11 protein-coding genes are annotated in these 16,166 nt (G+C 74.0%); 7 read left to right on the forward strand and 4 right to left on the reverse strand.

Annotated features, from left to right (window positions below):
* Together ACI8AX_RS17255 and ACI8AX_RS17260 are read left to right on the forward strand one after the other, a co-directional pair.
* A partial coding sequence (locus ACI8AX_RS17255) for an LGFP repeat-containing protein (protein WP_456551070.1) occupies positions 1 to 476 on the forward strand: 476 nt, incomplete at its 5' end.
* A 246-nt stretch (positions 477 to 722) separates the two neighbouring features.
* Positions 723 to 2,585: an arabinofuranosyltransferase gene (locus tag ACI8AX_RS17260; protein WP_456551071.1), complete on the forward strand. Its 1,863-nt coding sequence runs from the start codon at positions 723 to 725 to the stop codon at positions 2,583 to 2,585.
* A 162-nt stretch (positions 2,586 to 2,747) separates the two neighbouring features.
* Here ACI8AX_RS17260 and ACI8AX_RS17265 read toward each other — a convergent pair whose 3' ends face one another.
* A complete protein-coding gene (locus ACI8AX_RS17265) occupies positions 2,748 to 5,876 on the reverse strand; it encodes an arabinosyltransferase domain-containing protein (RefSeq protein WP_456551072.1) in 3,129 nt (1,042 codons plus the stop codon).
* 151 nt (positions 5,877 to 6,027) lie between these two features.
* Between ACI8AX_RS17265 and wzm the strand changes: the two genes are divergently transcribed.
* Genes wzm through glfT1 form a run of 3 tightly spaced genes read left to right on the forward strand, consistent with a single transcriptional unit; the run spans position 6,028 to position 8,585 of the window.
* On the forward strand, positions 6,028 to 6,861 hold the full coding sequence (wzm, locus tag ACI8AX_RS17270) for a galactan export ABC transporter permease subunit Wzm/RfbD (protein ID WP_456551073.1): 834 nt from the start codon (positions 6,028 to 6,030) through the stop codon (positions 6,859 to 6,861).
* Positions 6,862 to 6,885: 24 nt separating this feature from the next.
* Positions 6,886 to 7,659 (forward strand): galactan export ABC transporter ATP-binding subunit Wzt/RfbE, encoded by a 774-nt coding sequence (wzt, locus tag ACI8AX_RS17275; protein WP_456551074.1) that lies wholly within the window; start codon positions 6,886 to 6,888, stop codon positions 7,657 to 7,659.
* Positions 7,656 to 8,585: a galactofuranosyltransferase GlfT1 gene (glfT1, locus tag ACI8AX_RS17280; RefSeq protein WP_456551075.1), complete on the forward strand. Its 930-nt coding sequence runs from the start codon at positions 7,656 to 7,658 to the stop codon at positions 8,583 to 8,585. The genes wzt and glfT1 overlap by 4 nt, the downstream gene beginning before the upstream one ends.
* Before the next feature lie 76 nt (positions 8,586 to 8,661).
* Here glfT1 and ACI8AX_RS17285 read toward each other — a convergent pair whose 3' ends face one another.
* The 3 genes from ACI8AX_RS17285 to ACI8AX_RS17295 form a co-directional block, all read right to left on the reverse strand.
* Positions 8,662 to 10,584, reverse strand: coding sequence for a glycosyltransferase (locus tag ACI8AX_RS17285; RefSeq protein ID WP_456551076.1), 1,923 nt, complete (start codon positions 10,582 to 10,584; stop codon positions 8,662 to 8,664).
* Between the two features lie 5 nt (positions 10,585 to 10,589).
* Positions 10,590 to 11,777 carry a UDP-galactopyranose mutase gene (gene glf, locus ACI8AX_RS17290; protein WP_456551077.1) on the reverse strand — a complete coding sequence of 396 codons (1,188 nt, stop codon included), beginning with the start codon at positions 11,775 to 11,777 and terminating at the stop codon, positions 10,590 to 10,592.
* A gap of 119 nt (positions 11,778 to 11,896) precedes the next feature.
* Positions 11,897 to 13,747 (reverse strand): arabinofuranosyltransferase, encoded by a 1,851-nt coding sequence (locus tag ACI8AX_RS17295; protein WP_456551078.1) that lies wholly within the window; start codon positions 13,745 to 13,747, stop codon positions 11,897 to 11,899.
* 330 nt (positions 13,748 to 14,077) lie between these two features.
* Between ACI8AX_RS17295 and ACI8AX_RS17300 the strand changes: the two genes are divergently transcribed.
* Both ACI8AX_RS17300 and ACI8AX_RS17305 read left to right on the forward strand, forming a co-directional pair.
* The gene (locus ACI8AX_RS17300; RefSeq protein ID WP_456551079.1) at positions 14,078 to 15,055 is read left to right on the forward strand and encodes a glycosyltransferase family 2 protein; all 978 of its coding nucleotides are present in this window, start codon (positions 14,078 to 14,080) and stop codon (positions 15,053 to 15,055) included.
* On the forward strand, positions 15,052 to 16,149 hold the full coding sequence (locus tag ACI8AX_RS17305) for a mannose-1-phosphate guanylyltransferase (protein WP_456551080.1): 1,098 nt from the start codon (positions 15,052 to 15,054) through the stop codon (positions 16,147 to 16,149). The genes ACI8AX_RS17300 and ACI8AX_RS17305 overlap by 4 nt, the downstream gene beginning before the upstream one ends.
* Positions 16,150 to 16,166 lie beyond the last annotated feature (17 nt).

Raw genomic sequence — 16,166 nt, forward strand, 5'->3', positions numbered from 1 at the left:
TCCGCGACGGGTGGAAGGCGACCGGCTGGGAACGCGGCGTCCTCGGGTACCCGAGCGCCGACCGCGTGTGCGGCCTGCCCGGCGGCGGCTGCCGTCAGCAGTTCGCCGGCGGAGTGGTCTCCACCTCCCCGGCGACCGGGACCCAGGTCGTCCGCGGCGCGCTGCTGTCGGCCTGGAACGCCACCGGCGGCGAGGCCGGCACGCTGGGCTACGCGACGGCGGCCGAGCGGTGCGGGCTGGTGCGCAGCGGCTGCTTCCAGGTGTTCCAGAACGGCTCGGTGTACTGGTCGCCCACCACCGGCGCGCACCCGGTCAGCGGCCCCATCCGCGACGCCTGGAAGGCCCTGCAGTGGGAGCGCGGCCCGCTGGGCTACCCGACCGGCGACCCGGTCGTCTCCCCGACCGAGATCACCCAGCGCTTCGAGGGTGGCACCCTCGTGCAGAACCGGAGCACCGGGCAGGTCACCCGCCGCTGACGGCCCGTCCGTCACTGCCCTCCCGGGCGTCCCACCCGCCGTCTCCGGTCCCTCACGCCCGCGGTCGGGGCCGGGCGGGCTGGGATGCTCGGGTCCGCGGACCCGCGGGCGGAGCCCGCGACGGGACGGGACGGGCGCCGGCGACGGGGGAGGATGACGGTGGCGATGGCGATGGCGACCAGGTCGGCTGACGACGCGGACCGGCCGGTACCCCGGGCCCCCCGGCCGCCGGCGACGCGATCGGCCGTGCCCGCGCCCCTGCTGCCGGTGCTCGCCCTCGTCGCGATCGCCGTCTGCCTCGCCGTGCAGTGGGCCGTGGCCGCGGTCGACCTGCCGGTCGACAGCAACGTCCCCGAGGCCGTGACCACCTGGTCGCTCGTCGCCGGAGTCGCCGCACTGGGCGCCCTCGTGCTCGCGCCGCGGATGGAGCCGCGGCTGCGCGCCGTCCTGGTCGTGGCGGTCCTGACGGCGGTGGCGACCGCGGTGCTCGCGTGGCCGCTGCACGGGACCCGCTACTACTTCGGCGGGCTGTGGAGCGACCAGCAGTTCCGCACCCAGTACCTGACCCGCCTGGCGTCGGACGCTTCGTTGGCGGACGTCAACTACGCGGACGTCCCGCCGTTCTACCCGGCCGGCTGGTTCTGGCCCGCCGGGCGGCTGGCAGCCCTGACCGGCACGGAGCCGTGGGCGGCGTACAAGCCGGTGGCGCTGGCCACCATGGGCGTGACCCCGGCGCTGGTCTGGGCCGTGTGGAGCCGGCTCGTGGGATGGCGCAGCGCCGTCGGGGTCGCGGTGGTCACGCTGGTGGCCGGCGTGTCCCTCGCCGCGACCGAGCCCTACTCGTGGCCGGTGGTGGCGCTGGTCCCGGCGATGGCCGTGGCGTTCTGGCGCGAGGTCACCGCGGCCCGGCCGCACCGAGGCAGGCTGCTGCTCGTCGGGGCGTTCCTCGGCGTGGCGGCGGCCACCTACTCGCTCTACGCCGCGGCCGGGGCGCTGCTGGTGGTGGTGCTCTCGGCCCTGGCCGTCGTGCTCGCCGGCGAGGAGCGGACGGCAGTGCTGCGGCGGGCGGCCGGCTGCCTCGCGACCGCGGCGGTGCCTGCGGTCCTGCTCGCCCTGGTGGTGTGGACCCCCTACCTCCTCGAGGCGCTGTCCTCGGGCACGGGGGACAACGTCGCTGCGCGTTTCCTGCCCCAGGTGTCCGCGGAACTCCCCGAGGTGCTCACGGGGGACCCCTGGGGCCTGCTGATGGCGGCCGGGCTCCTGGCGGTGCTGGCCCGGCTCGGCGCAGCCTGGGGCCGACGGCCGGACGTCTTCCTCGCCCTGCTGGTCACCGCGGGCCTGGCCTACGCCTGGTACGGGGCCAGCACGCTGGCGCTCGCGGCGGGGACGACGCTGCTGGGCTTCCGCTTCGAGAGCCTCGTCGTCCTGACGTCGGCGACCGCCGGCGTCCTCCTGCTCGCCGACGTGGCGCCGCGGGCCCGGGAGGTCCAAGTGGCGCGCGGCTGGCGACCCGCGGGCGTGGGGGTGGCCGTGGTGGCCCTCACCGTGCTGGCCGCCACGCAGGTGGTCACGACGCGGCTCGACGTCCTGGACGACCGAGTCGTGGAGGCCTACGAGACGCCCTACCCCGACGGTCCCGACGCGCGCGGCGAAGTCGACGAGTCGCGCGAGGAGGGGTGGAGCGCCGCGCTGGCCGGCGCTCTCGAGCGGGTGACCGGGACCCCGGCGGCCGCGGGGACCGTGGTGCTCAGCACCAACTACTCGCTGATGTCCCTGTACCCCTACTCGGGGTTCCAGGCACTGACCCCGCACTACGCCAACCCCCTGTCGGACTACGCGGAGCGCGCCGAGTACATCGGACGGCTGGCCGGCAGCCGGACTCCCGCCGAGCTGACCCGCCTGCTCGACGAGTGCCCGTGGAGCGCCCCGACCGCCTTCGTGCTCCGCCGGGCCGAGGACGGCCTGCACCTGCGGCTGGGCTCGGACACCTTCCCGGCCAGCCCCAACGTCTCCTTCTCCGACGTCGTCTTCGACCCGGCGGTGTTCGCGGGACCCGGCTTCGTCACCGAGGACATCGGGCCCTATTCGGTGGTGGCACGCCGGAGCTGACCGCGGGACCACGGGGGGACCGGGAGAAGGGTCCGCAGCCGCATGTCCGCAGCCGGCCACGACTCCCCGGGGCGCACGCACCCGGGGCAGGGGCGAGACGGTCCACGGTGGCCCATCGGCGTCGCGAGCCGGTCCTCCCGCTGGTCCGGACCCTCCTCCGTGTCAGTCCTCGAGAGCGGAGACCTCACGGGTCCGGACGCTGACCCGGGGCTCGTCCAGCTCCAGCCGCGGCTCCCACCGGAACAGCCGGACGGGGCGCTCCATCGGCCGAGCGTCCAGGTAGACGGGGACCTGCACCTGCGTGACCAGGGACCGCGCCGGTGCGTAGGGCCCGCCCACCGCCTGGCTCACGACGATGTCACCGGCGTTGTCCAGCGAGGCGATCCGCCAGCCGGGCACATCCGTCGTCCCGCCGACCTGAGTGGCCTGTCGCTGGCACGGGAAGACGAAGGCCACCGGCCAGTCGACGATCGACGGGACGTCGGCCGGGAGTACCTGGTCGAACGGCTGCGTGCTGGGCACACGCGGCTGGGCGACGGCCAGGGGCAGCGCGGTGGCCGCCCCCCCGTCGCGGGCGACGAGGCGGACGAGGGCGGCGCCGGCCGGCACGACGACCGGGTCGAGCCGGGCATCACGCGGGCCCACGCCCTCGCCGGGCCCCTCCAGGTCCCGTTCCCCGAGCAGCTCGACGCCGTCGTCCGTGACACGGCCGAACTCTGCCTGCAGCCCGGTCCCCACACCCCGACTGCCACTGGTGGTCACGACCAGCGGCAGGTCGCCCGTCGGGAACCCGTCGGGCAGCTCGTACCAGCCGGTGACGAGTGTGGCGGGGCCCGTTCCGTCGGACGAGGTGTGCCCCTCGGCGGCCCAGCCGGGGAGCGCGACGCCCGCGGCGGTCAGGTCCTGGCCGACGACCGGCGTCCGGTCTCCTTCGACCGGGACGAAGCCGTCGCGTTCGGCGGCGTCACCACCGTCGTCGGGCTCCTCGTCCGGGGTGGCGGGTGGCAGGAGACCCGTCAGGGGATCGGTCTCGACGGAGAGGTCCTCCGCGAGTCCACACGGATGCCCGGAGACGGTCGCGGCGAGATCGCCCGCGAGCGTGTACGTGTCGCGCTGTCCGTAGGAGGCCTTGACGAAGCTGCCCACCTCCAGCAGCACCGTGGCCGCGACGAGCGCTGCCGCCACGACGCCCGGGGTGGGCACCCACCGAGCGGCGGGCAGTCGGACGTCGTCGGCCGCGCGGACCCGGGCCGAGACGACGATCACGGCGCCGACCGTCGCCACGACACCCGCAGCGGCCAGGAGCACGCTGGAGAACTTGACGTCGAAGAGCTCCGGCGAGATGTCCCGCCAGGGGATCCCGCGGTCGGACACGAAGGCCCACTGGTTCCAGCCCGAGTACGCCCAGGCGCCGAGGAGCAACAGCACGGTCAGGGCGACGGTGGTCCGGGTCACCGCACCCACCGGGACCCTGTCGGCCCGCGGAGCGACCTCTGCCGCATGGTCGGCCGCGGGTCCGGCGGCCTCCTCGGCACCGCCTGTCCGCCCTCCGCGACGGTCGAACGCCGTGCAGGCCAGGACGACCAGCGCCGTCCCCAACGGCGCCAGCGCGCCGAAGTGCAGCGTCCACTTGGTCGGCGTGAAGAGCAGCACCACGAGGGACAGCCCGAAGGTGGTGGTCAGCCGGTCGGCCAGGCCTCGCGTGCCGTCGTCGTCCCAGGCGCCGGACAACCGGTGCCACACGATGCCGACGACGGCAGCCAGGGTCAGGAGGACCGGCACGCGACGGGCCAGAGCCCCCTGGGCGTCCCCGGCGGTGAGCAGGGCCGCCCACCGCTGGGCCTCGGAGTCCCACGGCACCGATCCGGGCAGGACGGTCCGGATCTCGTTGGCGCGCAACACCGCGCCCAGGCTCTGGTCGGCGAACATGAGCAGCAGGGCCGACGCGGCCGCCGCGGCGGTGACGAGCCAGATCACGGGCAGACCCACCGTGCGTCGGGCCAGCTTGAGGACGGGCACCGCGGCTGCGAGGAGCGGGAGGAAGGCGACCGCACCGGTGGGGGTGACGGCCAGCGTCGCTCCGGCGATCGCCGCAGCGACGGCGAGCGGGAGCACGCGCTGCCGCCGCAGCGCGCGCTCGACGAGCACGAGCACGGCGGCGAGGCCCGCGGCGACCCACGGCTCGGGTCGCAGGCCGAGGTTCGTCGGCAGCCACCAGACCAGGAACACGAGCGCCGCCACGGCGGTGTACCACGGGCGGCCGGAGCGCTCGCCCAACCGGGGGAGCAGGCCTCGGGAGAGGAGGAGCCAGGTCGCCACGCCGAGCAGCGAGGAGGGCACCCGCATCCACGTGGTCGAGGCGCTGATCCGCGACCAGGCGTTCAGCACCTCGTAGAACCAGCCGAACGGCGCCTCGGGCGCGTTGAACCACCGGTGGACGTTGCCGATGTAGCCGTTGGCGTCCCGGCTGTGGACGATCCCGGCGATGTAGCCGTCGTCCACCGTGAGCGGGCCGATGACGGTCCAGAGCGTGAGGACGCCGAGCACGAACCCGTCGGCCAGCCAGCGAATGCCCCGCCGTCCAGAGGCCCGGTCCCCGGTCACCGGGGCAGTGGCCGGGGACACGGATGGGCCACGGCCGCGGTCACCGCGCGCGACGAGGACGAGGGTCGCGATCAGGGCCAGGACTGCGACCACGCCCAGTCCCCGCTTGAGCGCCGAGGGGCTCGTCTGGAAGACGGTGTCGGCCGTGACGTCGACGGCGAGGTCCCCGACGTCGTCGAGCTCGCTGAAGACACCGGCGACGGACGGCCGCAGGTCGCCGACACGGTCCTCGACGACCTCCCCGTCGATGGTGAGAGTCGTCCCCGACGGCGTGGACCTCAGCTGCCAGGTGCACGAGTCCGGCAGCTCCTGCTCGTCGAACTCGGTGTCCGCCGTCCGGACCACCAGCCCGGCCTCGTCGCCCACCGCGATGCGCAGACCCGGGAGCGGCGCGACACCCGGCAGGTCGTCGATCGGCGTCGAGGACACCAGCACCGTGCCCGGCTCGGCGCCGCGGACGTCGGCGCAGCTGCCGGAGGCCGTCAGCTCGGTCGGGCGCTCGGTCATCAGCGGGATCGCGACGGCCGTGGCGTCCCCGGCCTGCCCCGGCCAGCTGTACACCGCCTCGGGTCGCTCGACGGGGGCCAGGACGAAGCCGAGCGAGGCGGTCAGCGACAGCAGCGCCGTCCCGAGCAGCAGCCGCCGGTGGCGGGCACGCGCGTCCTGGGACGGGTGGAGCGAGGACATGGTCGGGAGGTTAGACGCGCGCCGCGGCGGCCCCTGCCTGCTGCGTGGGGGGACGGGTCCGTCCCGCCCCCGCCGCACCGTGGGTCCCGCGAGCCCCGTGGGCACCCGCGCCGCGCGGGCCGACCACCATCCGTGGGTAGCCTCATGCGACGTGGCTGTGACCGGATCGCCCGCCTCGGCGTGGACCCTCGCCCGACGTGACCTGACCGAGGGGTGGAGGCAGCGGGAGCTGTGGGCGCATCTGGGCTGGCAGGACATCCGGCAGCGCTACAAGCGCTCGGTCCTCGGGCCCATCTGGATCACCATCAGCATGGCGGTCATCGCCGTCGCCCTCGGCATCCTCTACGCCGGCCTGTTCGGCAACCCGCTGGAGCGGCAGCTGCCGTACATCCTCGTCGGGTTCATCGTCTGGGCCTTCATCTCCGGCTGCATACTCGAGGGCGCCGACGTCTTCATCGCCAACGAGGGGCTGATCAAGCACCTGCCGGCGCCGAAGTCCGTGCACGTCTACCGGCTGATCTGGCGGCAGACGCTGCTGTTCGCGCACAACCTGATCGTCTATGTCGTGATGCTGGTCATCTTCCCGCAGGACCTGCACTGGTCGAGCCTGCTGGCGTTCCCGGCCTTCTTGCTGCTCGCCCTGAACGGCGCCTGGGTGGCGCTGTTCGCGGGGATGGCCGCCAGCCGGTTCCGCGACCTCAACCCGATCATCGGGAGCCTGGTGCAGCTGCTCTTCTACCTGACACCGGTCGTCTGGATCTACGACGACCTCCTCAACAGCCCGAACCCGACGGTCGCCGAGCGCGCCCACATCGCCGAGTTCAACCCGTTCCTGCACTTCGTCGAGATCATCCGCCGGCCGATGCTGGGTGACCCCGCGATCTGGCGCCACTGGCTCGTCGTCGCCGTCATCGCCGCCATCGGCTGGGCGATCACCCTGGTGGCACTGCGCCGGTACCGGTCGCGTGTGTCCTACTGGGTCTGATCGCCGCGAGAGGGGAAACAGCACGTGGTCCGCATCGAGACCCATGAGGCGAGCGTCGAGTTCCCGATCTTCGACGCCAAGACCCGCTCGCTGAAGAAGGCGGTGCTCGGCATGGTCGGCGGGAACATCTCGTCCGACCAGCGGAAGGTGCCGGTCATCCAGGCACTGCGGGACATCTCGGTCACCATCAACGAGGGTGACCGCGTCGCCCTCGTCGGGCACAACGGTGCCGGCAAGTCGACGCTGCTGCGCCTGCTGTCGGGCATCTACGAGCCCACCCGCGGCACGGCGCTCATCGAGGGCCGGGTGGCCCCGGTGTTCGACCTCGGCGTCGGCATGGACCCCGAGATCACCGGCTACGAGAACATCCTGATCCGCGGGCTGTTCCTCGGCATGAGCCGCAAGCAGATGGAGTCCCGGGTCGACCAGATCGCCGACTTCACCGAGCTCGGCGACTTCCTGTCGATGCCCCTGCGCACCTACTCCACCGGCATGCGCGTGCGGCTGGCGCTGGGCGTCGTCACCAGCATCGACCCCGAGATCCTGCTGTTCGACGAGGGCATCGGCGCCGTCGACGCCGCGTTCCTGGAGAAGGCCAAGAACCGGCTGGAGGAGCTCGTCTCGCGCGCCGGCCTGCTGGTGTTCGCCTCGCACTCGGACGAGTTCCTGCGCCGGCTGTGCACGTCGGCCATCTGGATGGAGCACGGCCAGGTGAAGCAGCAGGGCGAGCTGCGCGAGGTCCTCACCGCCTACAAGGGCCGGGACCCCTTCCTCGACGAGGCCGGGGACCGCGTGTGACCGCCGGCCTGCCCGCCCGCCCCGCGCCCGGGGCACCCGCGCGGCCCGACACGGTCGTGGCCGTCGTGGTGACCCGGGCGAGGCCGCAGCTGCTGGCCCTCAGCCTCGCCGCGCTGGCGGGGCAGACCCGCCGTCCTGACGCCGTGGTCGTGGTCGACAACGGGCCCGACGAGGAGACGGCCGCCGTGGTGGCCGCCGCCGACATCCCGTCCACCTACCTGCCGTCGCACCACAACCTCGGCGGGGCCGGCGGCTTCGCGCTCGGCATGCTCACCGCCCTGGCGCAGGGCGCGGACTGGGTGTGGTGTGCGGACGACGACGGCCGGCCGGCCGACAGCGACGTGCTGGCCACGCTGCTCGAGTGCGCGACCACCCGCGGTCTGGCCGAGGTGTCACCCGCGGTCACGGACGAGGACGACCCCGGCCGCCTGGCGTTCCCGCTGCGCCGCGGGCTGCGCTGGCGCCGGACGCTCGCGGAGTTCGACGACGTGACCTTCCTGCCCGGGTACGCCTCGCTCTTCAACGGCGCCCTCTTCCGGGCCTCGGCGATCGACGTCGTCGGCGTGCCCGACTACCGCCTCTTCCTCCGCGGCGACGAGACGGAGGTCCACCGCAGGCTCGTGCGGTCCGGGCTGCCGTTCGGCACCTGCCTCACGGCGGCCTACGTGCACCCGCAGGGAACCGACGAGTTCGTGCCGATCGCCGGAGGCCGCCTCTCGGCGCAGTACCCGGCCGACGAGGTCAAGCGCTTCTTCACCTACCGCAACCGCGGCTACCTGATGGCGCAGCCGGGGATGCGGTGGCTGTTCCCGCTGGAGCTGGTCCGCTTCTCCTGGTTCTTCGCCAGCCGCCGTGACCTGCGTGGCCTGCGCACCTGGCTGTCCCTCGTCCGGCAGGGGCGGCGGGAGCGGTTCACCCGCCCCTGACGCCGGAGCCCGACCTCGGACGTACGCGTGCCCGGTGCCCCTCGCGGGGTACCGGGCACGCGTACGTCGTCCGGGCTCAGCCGGCGAAGACCCTCTGCCAGCTCTCGGCGGAGGTCAGCTCCCCGTAGGCCGCCCGGTACTGCTCCACGAGCTGCGGGAAACGGCGCCGGATCTCCAGGTTGAGCCGGACGCTCTCCCGCGCCAGCTCCTTGAACGCCGCTGGGTCCCGCCGGCGGACGGTCACCCCGCGGCCGTCCGCCGTGCCGACGCTGACCGCGTCGAGCTGGGAGAGCAGGAACCACTGGGCGTCGGAGGCGGCCACCTGCAGCTGCGGCGGGGCGTCCGCCGGCCGGGCCGGGCGCAGGTTGTTGCGCAGCGCCTTGAGCGCGGTGCGCGCGATCGCCAGCTTGCGAACCGGCGGCCGGGCCATCCCCTCCGCCACGACCGCTCCCATCTCCGGCTTCGGGATGGCGGACCGGTCGGTGATGACCTGGCTGTCGCTGTAGCTCTTCTGGAGGCCGCGGACGTCCGCCAGCGCCGTCGGCAGCGCCGGGAACACCGCCGAAGGGCCGGCCAGGAAGTCCCGGTAGGCCTTGAGGTGCAGGGCGACCGCCGAGTACTCGAGCTTCAGCAGGTGCTTGAGGTCGGCGCGGATGCTGCTGGCAGGGATCCCGCCACCGTCCGGGTGCGGGCTGTGCAACGCCGCGACGATCAGCCGGTTGCGGGCGAAGAAGTACGCCTGCCAGTCGCTGACGTCGTCCTTGTCGGTCCAGGCCAGGTGCCAGATCGCCGCGCCGGGCAGCGTGACCGTGGGGTAGCCGGCCGCCCCGGCCCGCAGGCCGTACTCGGCGTCGTCCCACTTGATGAACAGCGGGAGGGGGAGGCCCAGGGCCTCGGGGACCTCGCGCGGGATCAGGCACATCCACCACGCGTTGTAGTCCACGTCGACCCGGCGGTGCAGCTCGCGGGTGCTGCGCAGCGAGTTCTCGGCGAAGTCGTGCTGCATGACACCGAAGGCCGCAGGCCGGTAGAGGAAGCTGTGCCGGTCGACGACCTCGCCCATGGTGTGCAGCACCGACCGGTCCTGCAGGGCCAGCATCTGGCCGCCGACGAGGACCGGGTCGTCGGTGAACCGGCTGAAGGTCAGCGCGCGGTGCAGGCTGTCGGCCTCGAGCTGGACGTCGTCGTCGAGGAACAGCAGGTGCGTGGCGTCGGTGGCCTCGAGCGTCTCGTGCATGGCGCGGGCGAAGCCGCCGCTGCCGCCGAGGTTGCCCTGCTCGACCAGGTGCAGGCGGTCGCCGAGCTGCGCGGCGACCTCCGGGAAGCGCGCGTCGTCGCGCACCTTCTTGTTGCCCTGGTCCGCGACGACGACGGCGGAGAGCTCGTCGGAGACCACGGGGTCCGACGCGATCGTCGCGATGGCGTCGACGCAGTCGACCGGCCGGTTGAAGGTGCAGATGCCGACGGCCAGGCGACCCGGCCGCAGCGGCTCGCGGTCGGCGTACCAGCCGGCCTCGACCACCGTGACGGCCTCGTCGGCGGTGAGGTCGAACCAGTACCAGCCGCCGTCGACGAACGGGGTCAGGTCCAGGTCGAGCTCGACGTCGCGCTCGCTGCCGGTGACCTGCGCGCCGGTCACGTGGACGATGCTGCCGTCGGCCTTGGACCGGTAGACGTCGATGCGGCCGCTGCCGGTCAGTCTCAACCGCAGCGTCACGCTGGTCAGCGACGTCCAGTGGCGCCAGTAGGCGGCCGGGAACGCGTTGAAGTAGGTGGCGAAGGAGACCTCGTCGCCGGCGGCCAGGTGGCCGGTCGACCTGCCGACGACGCGGACGCCGCCCGAGCGCTCCTCGTCCAGGTACAGCGTGCGGACCTTGCGCGGGTCGCCCGGCCGCGGCATGAGCACGCGCTGCAGCAGCGTCACGGCGCGCCCCGGCGCGAGGTCCGCGGCGTCCAGGTCCGCGGCGAGCTCGGGGGAGGCAGGTGCGGTCGTCGTCATGGGTGTCAGTCCTCCAGACGGCCGTCGAGCGACGCGCCCTGGTCGAAGAACGGCCGGATGCGGTTGTCGAACATGCTCAGCGCGGACCCGATCGCCATGTGCATGTCGAGGTACTTGTAGGTGCCCAGCCGGCCGCCGAAGAGAACGCGCTTCTCCGCGGCCTCCTTCTTCGCCAGCTCCCGGTAGCGCTCCAGCTTCGCGCGGTCCTCGGGGGTGTTGATCGGGTAGTACGGCTCGTCGCCGGACTCGGCGAACCGCGAGTACTCGCGGACGACGACCGTCTTGTCCTCGGGGTACTTGCGCTCGGGGTGGAAGTGCCGGAACTCGTGGATCCGGGTGTAGGGCACGTCCTCGTCGGCGTAGTTCATGACCGGCGTCCCCTGGAAGTCGCCGATCGGCAGCACCTCGGTCTCGAAGTCCAGGGTGCGCCAGCCGAGCTCGCCGGCCTCGTAGCCGAAGTACTTGTCGATCGGGCCGGTGAAGACGGTGGGGACGTCGGCCGGCAGCTGGTCGCGGACCTCGAAGAAGTCCGTCGACAGCCGCACCTCGATGTTCGGGTGGTCGGCCATCCGCTCCAGCCAGGCGGTGTACCCGTCGACCGGCAGGCCCTCGTAGGTGTCGTTGAAGTACCGGTTCTCGAAGGTGTAGCGGACCGGCAGCCGGGCGATGACCGCGGCCGGCAGCTCGGTGGGCTCGGTCTGCCACTGCTTCTTCGTGTAGCCGCGCACGAACGCCTCGTAGAGGGGGCGGCCGATCAGCGAGATCGCCTTCTCCTCGAGGTTGCTCGCGCTGGCGGTGTCGATCTCGCTGGCCTGCTCGGCGACCAGCGCCCGCGCCTCGTCGGGGGTGAAGCTCTTCCCGAAGTACTGGCACAGGGTCAGCAGGTTCATCGGGAACGAGTAGGTCTGCCCGGCGTAGGTCGTGAAGACCCGGTGCTGGTAACCGGTGAACGAGGTGAACTGGTTGACGTACTGCCAGACCCGCTCGTTGGAGGTGTGGAACAGGTGCGCGCCGTAGACGTGCACCTCGATCCCCGTCTCCGGCTCCGGCGCCGAGTAGGCGTTGCCGCCGATGTGGTCCCGTCGGTCGATGACCAGGACGCGCTTGTCGAGTTGGGTGGCGACCCGCTCGGCGACGGTCAGACCGAAGAACCCGGAGCCGACGACGACGAGGTCGGGCGGAGCTGGAGTCACGCCTGGCGACTGTACCGGCGCGGCCCGTGGTCCGAGGGAGCCCGCGGGCGTGTGCGCGGACTTTGAGACGGGACCGTCCCTCTCGTCCCAGCAGCCTCAGCCCGGGGGCCGTGGGCCGCTCAGGAGGTGGTGCGCAGGGACGCCACGACGTAGTCGCCGACCGTGGTGCTCACGAAGTCGGGGCCCTGCAGGACCTCCTTGGGCAGGCGCAGTGGCCACGGGCTCGACCCGCCGGCCGAGACGTCGTAGTCCGTGGACCGGTACTCCACGCTGGCCGCGTCGTCGGCGGTCGTGCGGAGCACGAAGACGGTGGGGGCCCCGGGTTCCGCTCTCAGGCGGGCGGCGAACTCCGCCGACGACAGGCCCCGCAGGCCCTCCAGGAACTCGCGGCGCCGCGGGTAGTCGCCCAGCGGGTTGGCGTAGAGAGCCCACCACTGCTGGTACACGTGCACCGGGGTCGTGGCGACCAGGCCGAGGTTGTCGGTGAGCACCTGACCGGGCTCGTCCTGCCCCGCGGCCTGCGACGTCTGCTCGATCGCGGCCAGGAGGTCGTCGACCGGCGCGAAGCCCGCCTCGTCGTCGATGACGACCTGCGGTGTGGTCTCCGGGTAGGTGCCGTCCGGGTACGCGGTGTCGAGCGCGATCCGGCGCAGGTCGGTCTCGCGCAGGGTCCACTCCCGTGCGTGCCCGGTCAGTCCGACGAAGAGGAGCACGGTCAGGACGGCGGCGAGCAGCCGCCGCGGGCGCAGCCATGCCGGCGCCGGCCGAGCACGCAGTCGCGGGTACAGGGCGGCCAGGGTGAGCGTCCCGGCCGCCAGCAGGCCGATGCCCAGGACGAGGAGCAGCCGGTGGAACAGCACGCCGCCACCGGCCTGACCGAGCACCAGCTGGGCGACGCCCAGGACGAGCACGGCTCCGACGAGGGCCTGCACGCCGCGCAGCCGCCGGTGCACCGACGTGTCCAGGACCATCAGGCCGACGGCGCCGGCCAGGGCCAGCACCAGCCACGGTGACGACGTCGGGCTGACCAGGCGCACGTAGGAGGCGTCCTCCTCCAGCCAGGTCGTCGCCAGCGCCTCCGGCCGCCCTGCGGCCAGCCACTCGACGAGGAAGGGACCGAGCCACGGCGAGACGGACACGGCGGAGGTGACGCCGGCCAGGGCCACCTCGAGCCACCTGCCCAGGTCCCGGCGGTGCAGCACCGCCACCACCAGGACGGCGAGCACCAGGACGAGGGCGTACAGGTTGTACAGCCAGGCGGCGCCCCCGAGGGCGAGGCCGAGGGCGATGCCGCGGCGCCAGTCGAACCGGCCCCCGACCGCCCCGAACCAGGCGAGCAGGGCGGGGGCCGGGAGTGCGACCAGCCAGGCGTAGGGCTCGTAGGCGCCGGAGAACATCAGCGTCTGGTTCCACAGCCAGCCGTAGTCGGCCGACGGCAGCCCGATGACGGTCGCCGCCAGCAGCGCGGCCGACAGCCGTGTGCCGCAGGTCCGCCGCCAGAGTGCGAAGGCGAGCACCGCCGCGAGGTAGAGAGTCGCGACCGCCGCCCACTTGTACACCTGCCAGGCCGGTGCCCCGCTGACCTTCGACACCAGCCCGACCACCCAGAACCAGCCGGGGGAGTAGAAGGCGGGGACGTCCCGGTAGCTGTAGTCGGCCAGGCTGAGGTCGTCGGCGAACCGGGTGGCGTACTCCATCCGGAACGACTGGTCACCGTACGGGCCGGAGAAGTACCAGTCGGTGCCGTGCAGCGAGACGAGCGTCAGGAGGGGCAGCAGTCCGGCGACGACAGCGGCCGCCGCGTGGTGGGCGCCGCTGCTGCGCCGGGTGAGGAGCCACCCCAGCAGCGGCGCGACGACCAGGGCCACGGCTGCGCCCTGGTACTGCGAGCGCAGGTCTCCAGCCGCCGGCAGCGCGAGCTGGACCAGCGCGAGGACGGCCGGCACCAGCACCCACGGGGCGAGGGTCACGGCCCGTGCCGGTGGCCGGCGGGAGCGGGGGGCCGGGCCGTCGGTACCGCCGTCGGTCCCGCCGTCGGTCGCGGTCTCGGCCGGGGCGCCGTCGACGGGGACCCCCGGCCGGGGTCCCCCGGGCGGTGGTGTGTGGTCCGGCGTCCGTGTCGACATATCCACCCTCGGCCTGGGGGCCACGGCGCCGATCGGGCCCGCGGCTGCGGCTGACGAGGCCCTGTCTAACACGCTCGCCCGGGCCCGACCCGCGGCGGCCCGGGCCCGCCGCCGACCGGCCGCTGACCGCCGCCGGCACCGGGCGCCGGGGGCGGTACCGCTACGTTCGTGTCCGTGCACAAGGCTCCGAGCGGCCCCCCGCTGCGCGTCGTCGCGGTGACCTACTCCCCGGGGGACTCGCTCGAGGGCTTCGTGCGGTCCCTGGCCACGGCCACCTCCCGGCCGACCGAGGTCGTGCTGGCCGACAACGGGTCCACCGACGGCGCGCCCGAGGCCGCCGCGGCCGCCCACCCGCACGTCCGGCTCCTGCGCACCGGCGGCAACGTCGGCTACGGCGCGGCGGTCAACGCCGGCCTGGCCGGGCAGACCGACGGGTACGCGCTGGTCGCCAACCCCGACGTCCGGTTCGAACCCGGCTCGGTCGACGAGCTGCTCGCCGCTGCGGAGCGCTGGCCGCGTGCGGCCACCCTGGGCCCGGCCATCCGCACGCCGGAGGGCCAGCTCTACCCGTCGGCCCGCGACCTGCCCCGGCTGTCGACCGGCATCGGGCACGCCGCGCTCGGCTGGGCCTGGCCGGGCAACCCGTGGACCGCCCGCTACCGGCGCGAGCGCGAGGCGCCGCGGGAGCGGCCGGCCGGCTGGCTGTCGGGCTCCTGCCTGCTGGTCGACCTGGCCGCGTTCTGGTCGGTCGGCGGGTTCGACCCCGGCTACTTCATGTACTTCGAGGACGTCGACCTCGCCGAGCGGCTGGGCCGCCGCGGCTGGCTGCACGTCTACGTGCCCTCGGCCGTCGTCGTCCACGAGGGCGGGCACGCCACCGGCCGCGAGCCGCACCGCATGGCGCGGGTGCACCACACCAGCGCCCTGCGCTACCTCTCCCACCAGCACCCCGGCCGGCGCAACGCCCCGTTGCGGGCGGCGCTGCGGGCCGGGCTCGGTGCCCGGATGCTCGTCTCCTACGTCAGCGGCAGGGTCGCCGCCGGAGCGCCGTTCCAGCGCCGCGCGGAGGGCGTGGGCCGCGCGGCGCGCGTGCCGGGTGCGGCGAAGCTGGCCCGTCCGGGCCGCGGCGCGCGCGGGGGAGCCGCCCGGTGAGGCACGCGGTCGTCATGGCCGGCGGCTCGGGCACCCGGCTGTGGCCGTTGTCGCGCGCCGAGCGGCCCAAGCAGCTGCTCGACGTCGTCGGCGAGCCCGGCGGCGGGGCGCACAGCCTGCTGGCCGAGGCGTTCACCCGGCTCGAGGCGGTGCTGCCCGCCGAGCGGATCTGGGTCTGCACCGCCGCGCGCTACGGCGGGCAGGTGCGCGCCGCGCTGCCGCGGCTGCGGGCCGACCGGCTGGTGCTCGAGCCCGTGGCCCGCGACACCGCCAACGCCGTCGGGCTCACCGCGGCGCTGGTCGCCGACGCCGACCCCGACGCCGAGCTCGCGGTGGTCAGCGCCGACCACGTGATCCGCCCGGTCGAGCGGTTCGCCGAGGTCCTGCGCACCGCGTACGACGCGCTCGCCGCCCGGCCCCGCTCGCTGGTCACCCTCGGCATCCGGCCCACCTCGCCGGCCACCGGCTTCGGGTACGTGCGCCGCGGCGGGCCGACCGAGGTGCCCGGCGTCGCCGAGGCCGCGGAGTTCGTGGAGAAGCCGGACCGGGCCACCGCCGAGGGCTACCTGGCCTCGGGCGAGTACCTGTGGAACTCCGGCATGTTCGTCTGGCGCGCGCGCACGGTGCTCGACGCGCTCGCCGACCACCTGCCCGAGAGCGCCGAGGGGCTGGCGCGGATCGTCGCCGCGCCCCCCGGTCCCGAGCGGGACGCCGTCCTCGGCGAGGTCTTCCCGACCCTCCCGAAGATCAGCGTCGACTACGCCGTCCTGGAGCCCGCGGCCCGGGAGCCGGGGCGGGTGCTCGTCGCGGATCTCGACGTCGACTGGCTGGACGTCGGCTCGTGGCCGGCGCTGGCGCAGACGCTCGAGACGGTGGGGGGCAACGCCGTCCGCGGGCTGGCGGTCACCCTCGACTCCGCGGGCAACATCGTCTTCAGCGACGACCCGGAGCACCTGGTCGCCCTGGTCGGCGTCCGCGACAGCGTGGTGGTGCACACCGCCGACGTCACGATGGTCTGCCCGGTCGGCGAGGCCGAGCGGGTGAAGCAGCTGCTGGCCGAGGTCGAGGCGAGGCACGGCTCCCGCTTCGGCTGACCGCGGTGGCTAGCCTC

This window comes from Blastococcus sp. SYSU D00813 (assembly GCF_054050735.1).

What these genes read in the sequence shown, in the direction of transcription:
- ACI8AX_RS17265 (WP_456551072.1), bottom strand. Translation starts at nt 5,876, where the DNA reads ATGTCCTCGCTCCACCCGTCCCAGGACGCGCGTGCCCGCCACCGGCGG.
- ACI8AX_RS17285 (WP_456551076.1), bottom strand. Translation starts at nt 10,584, where the DNA reads ATGACGACGACCGCACCTGCCTCCCCCGAGCTCGCCGCGGACCTGGAC.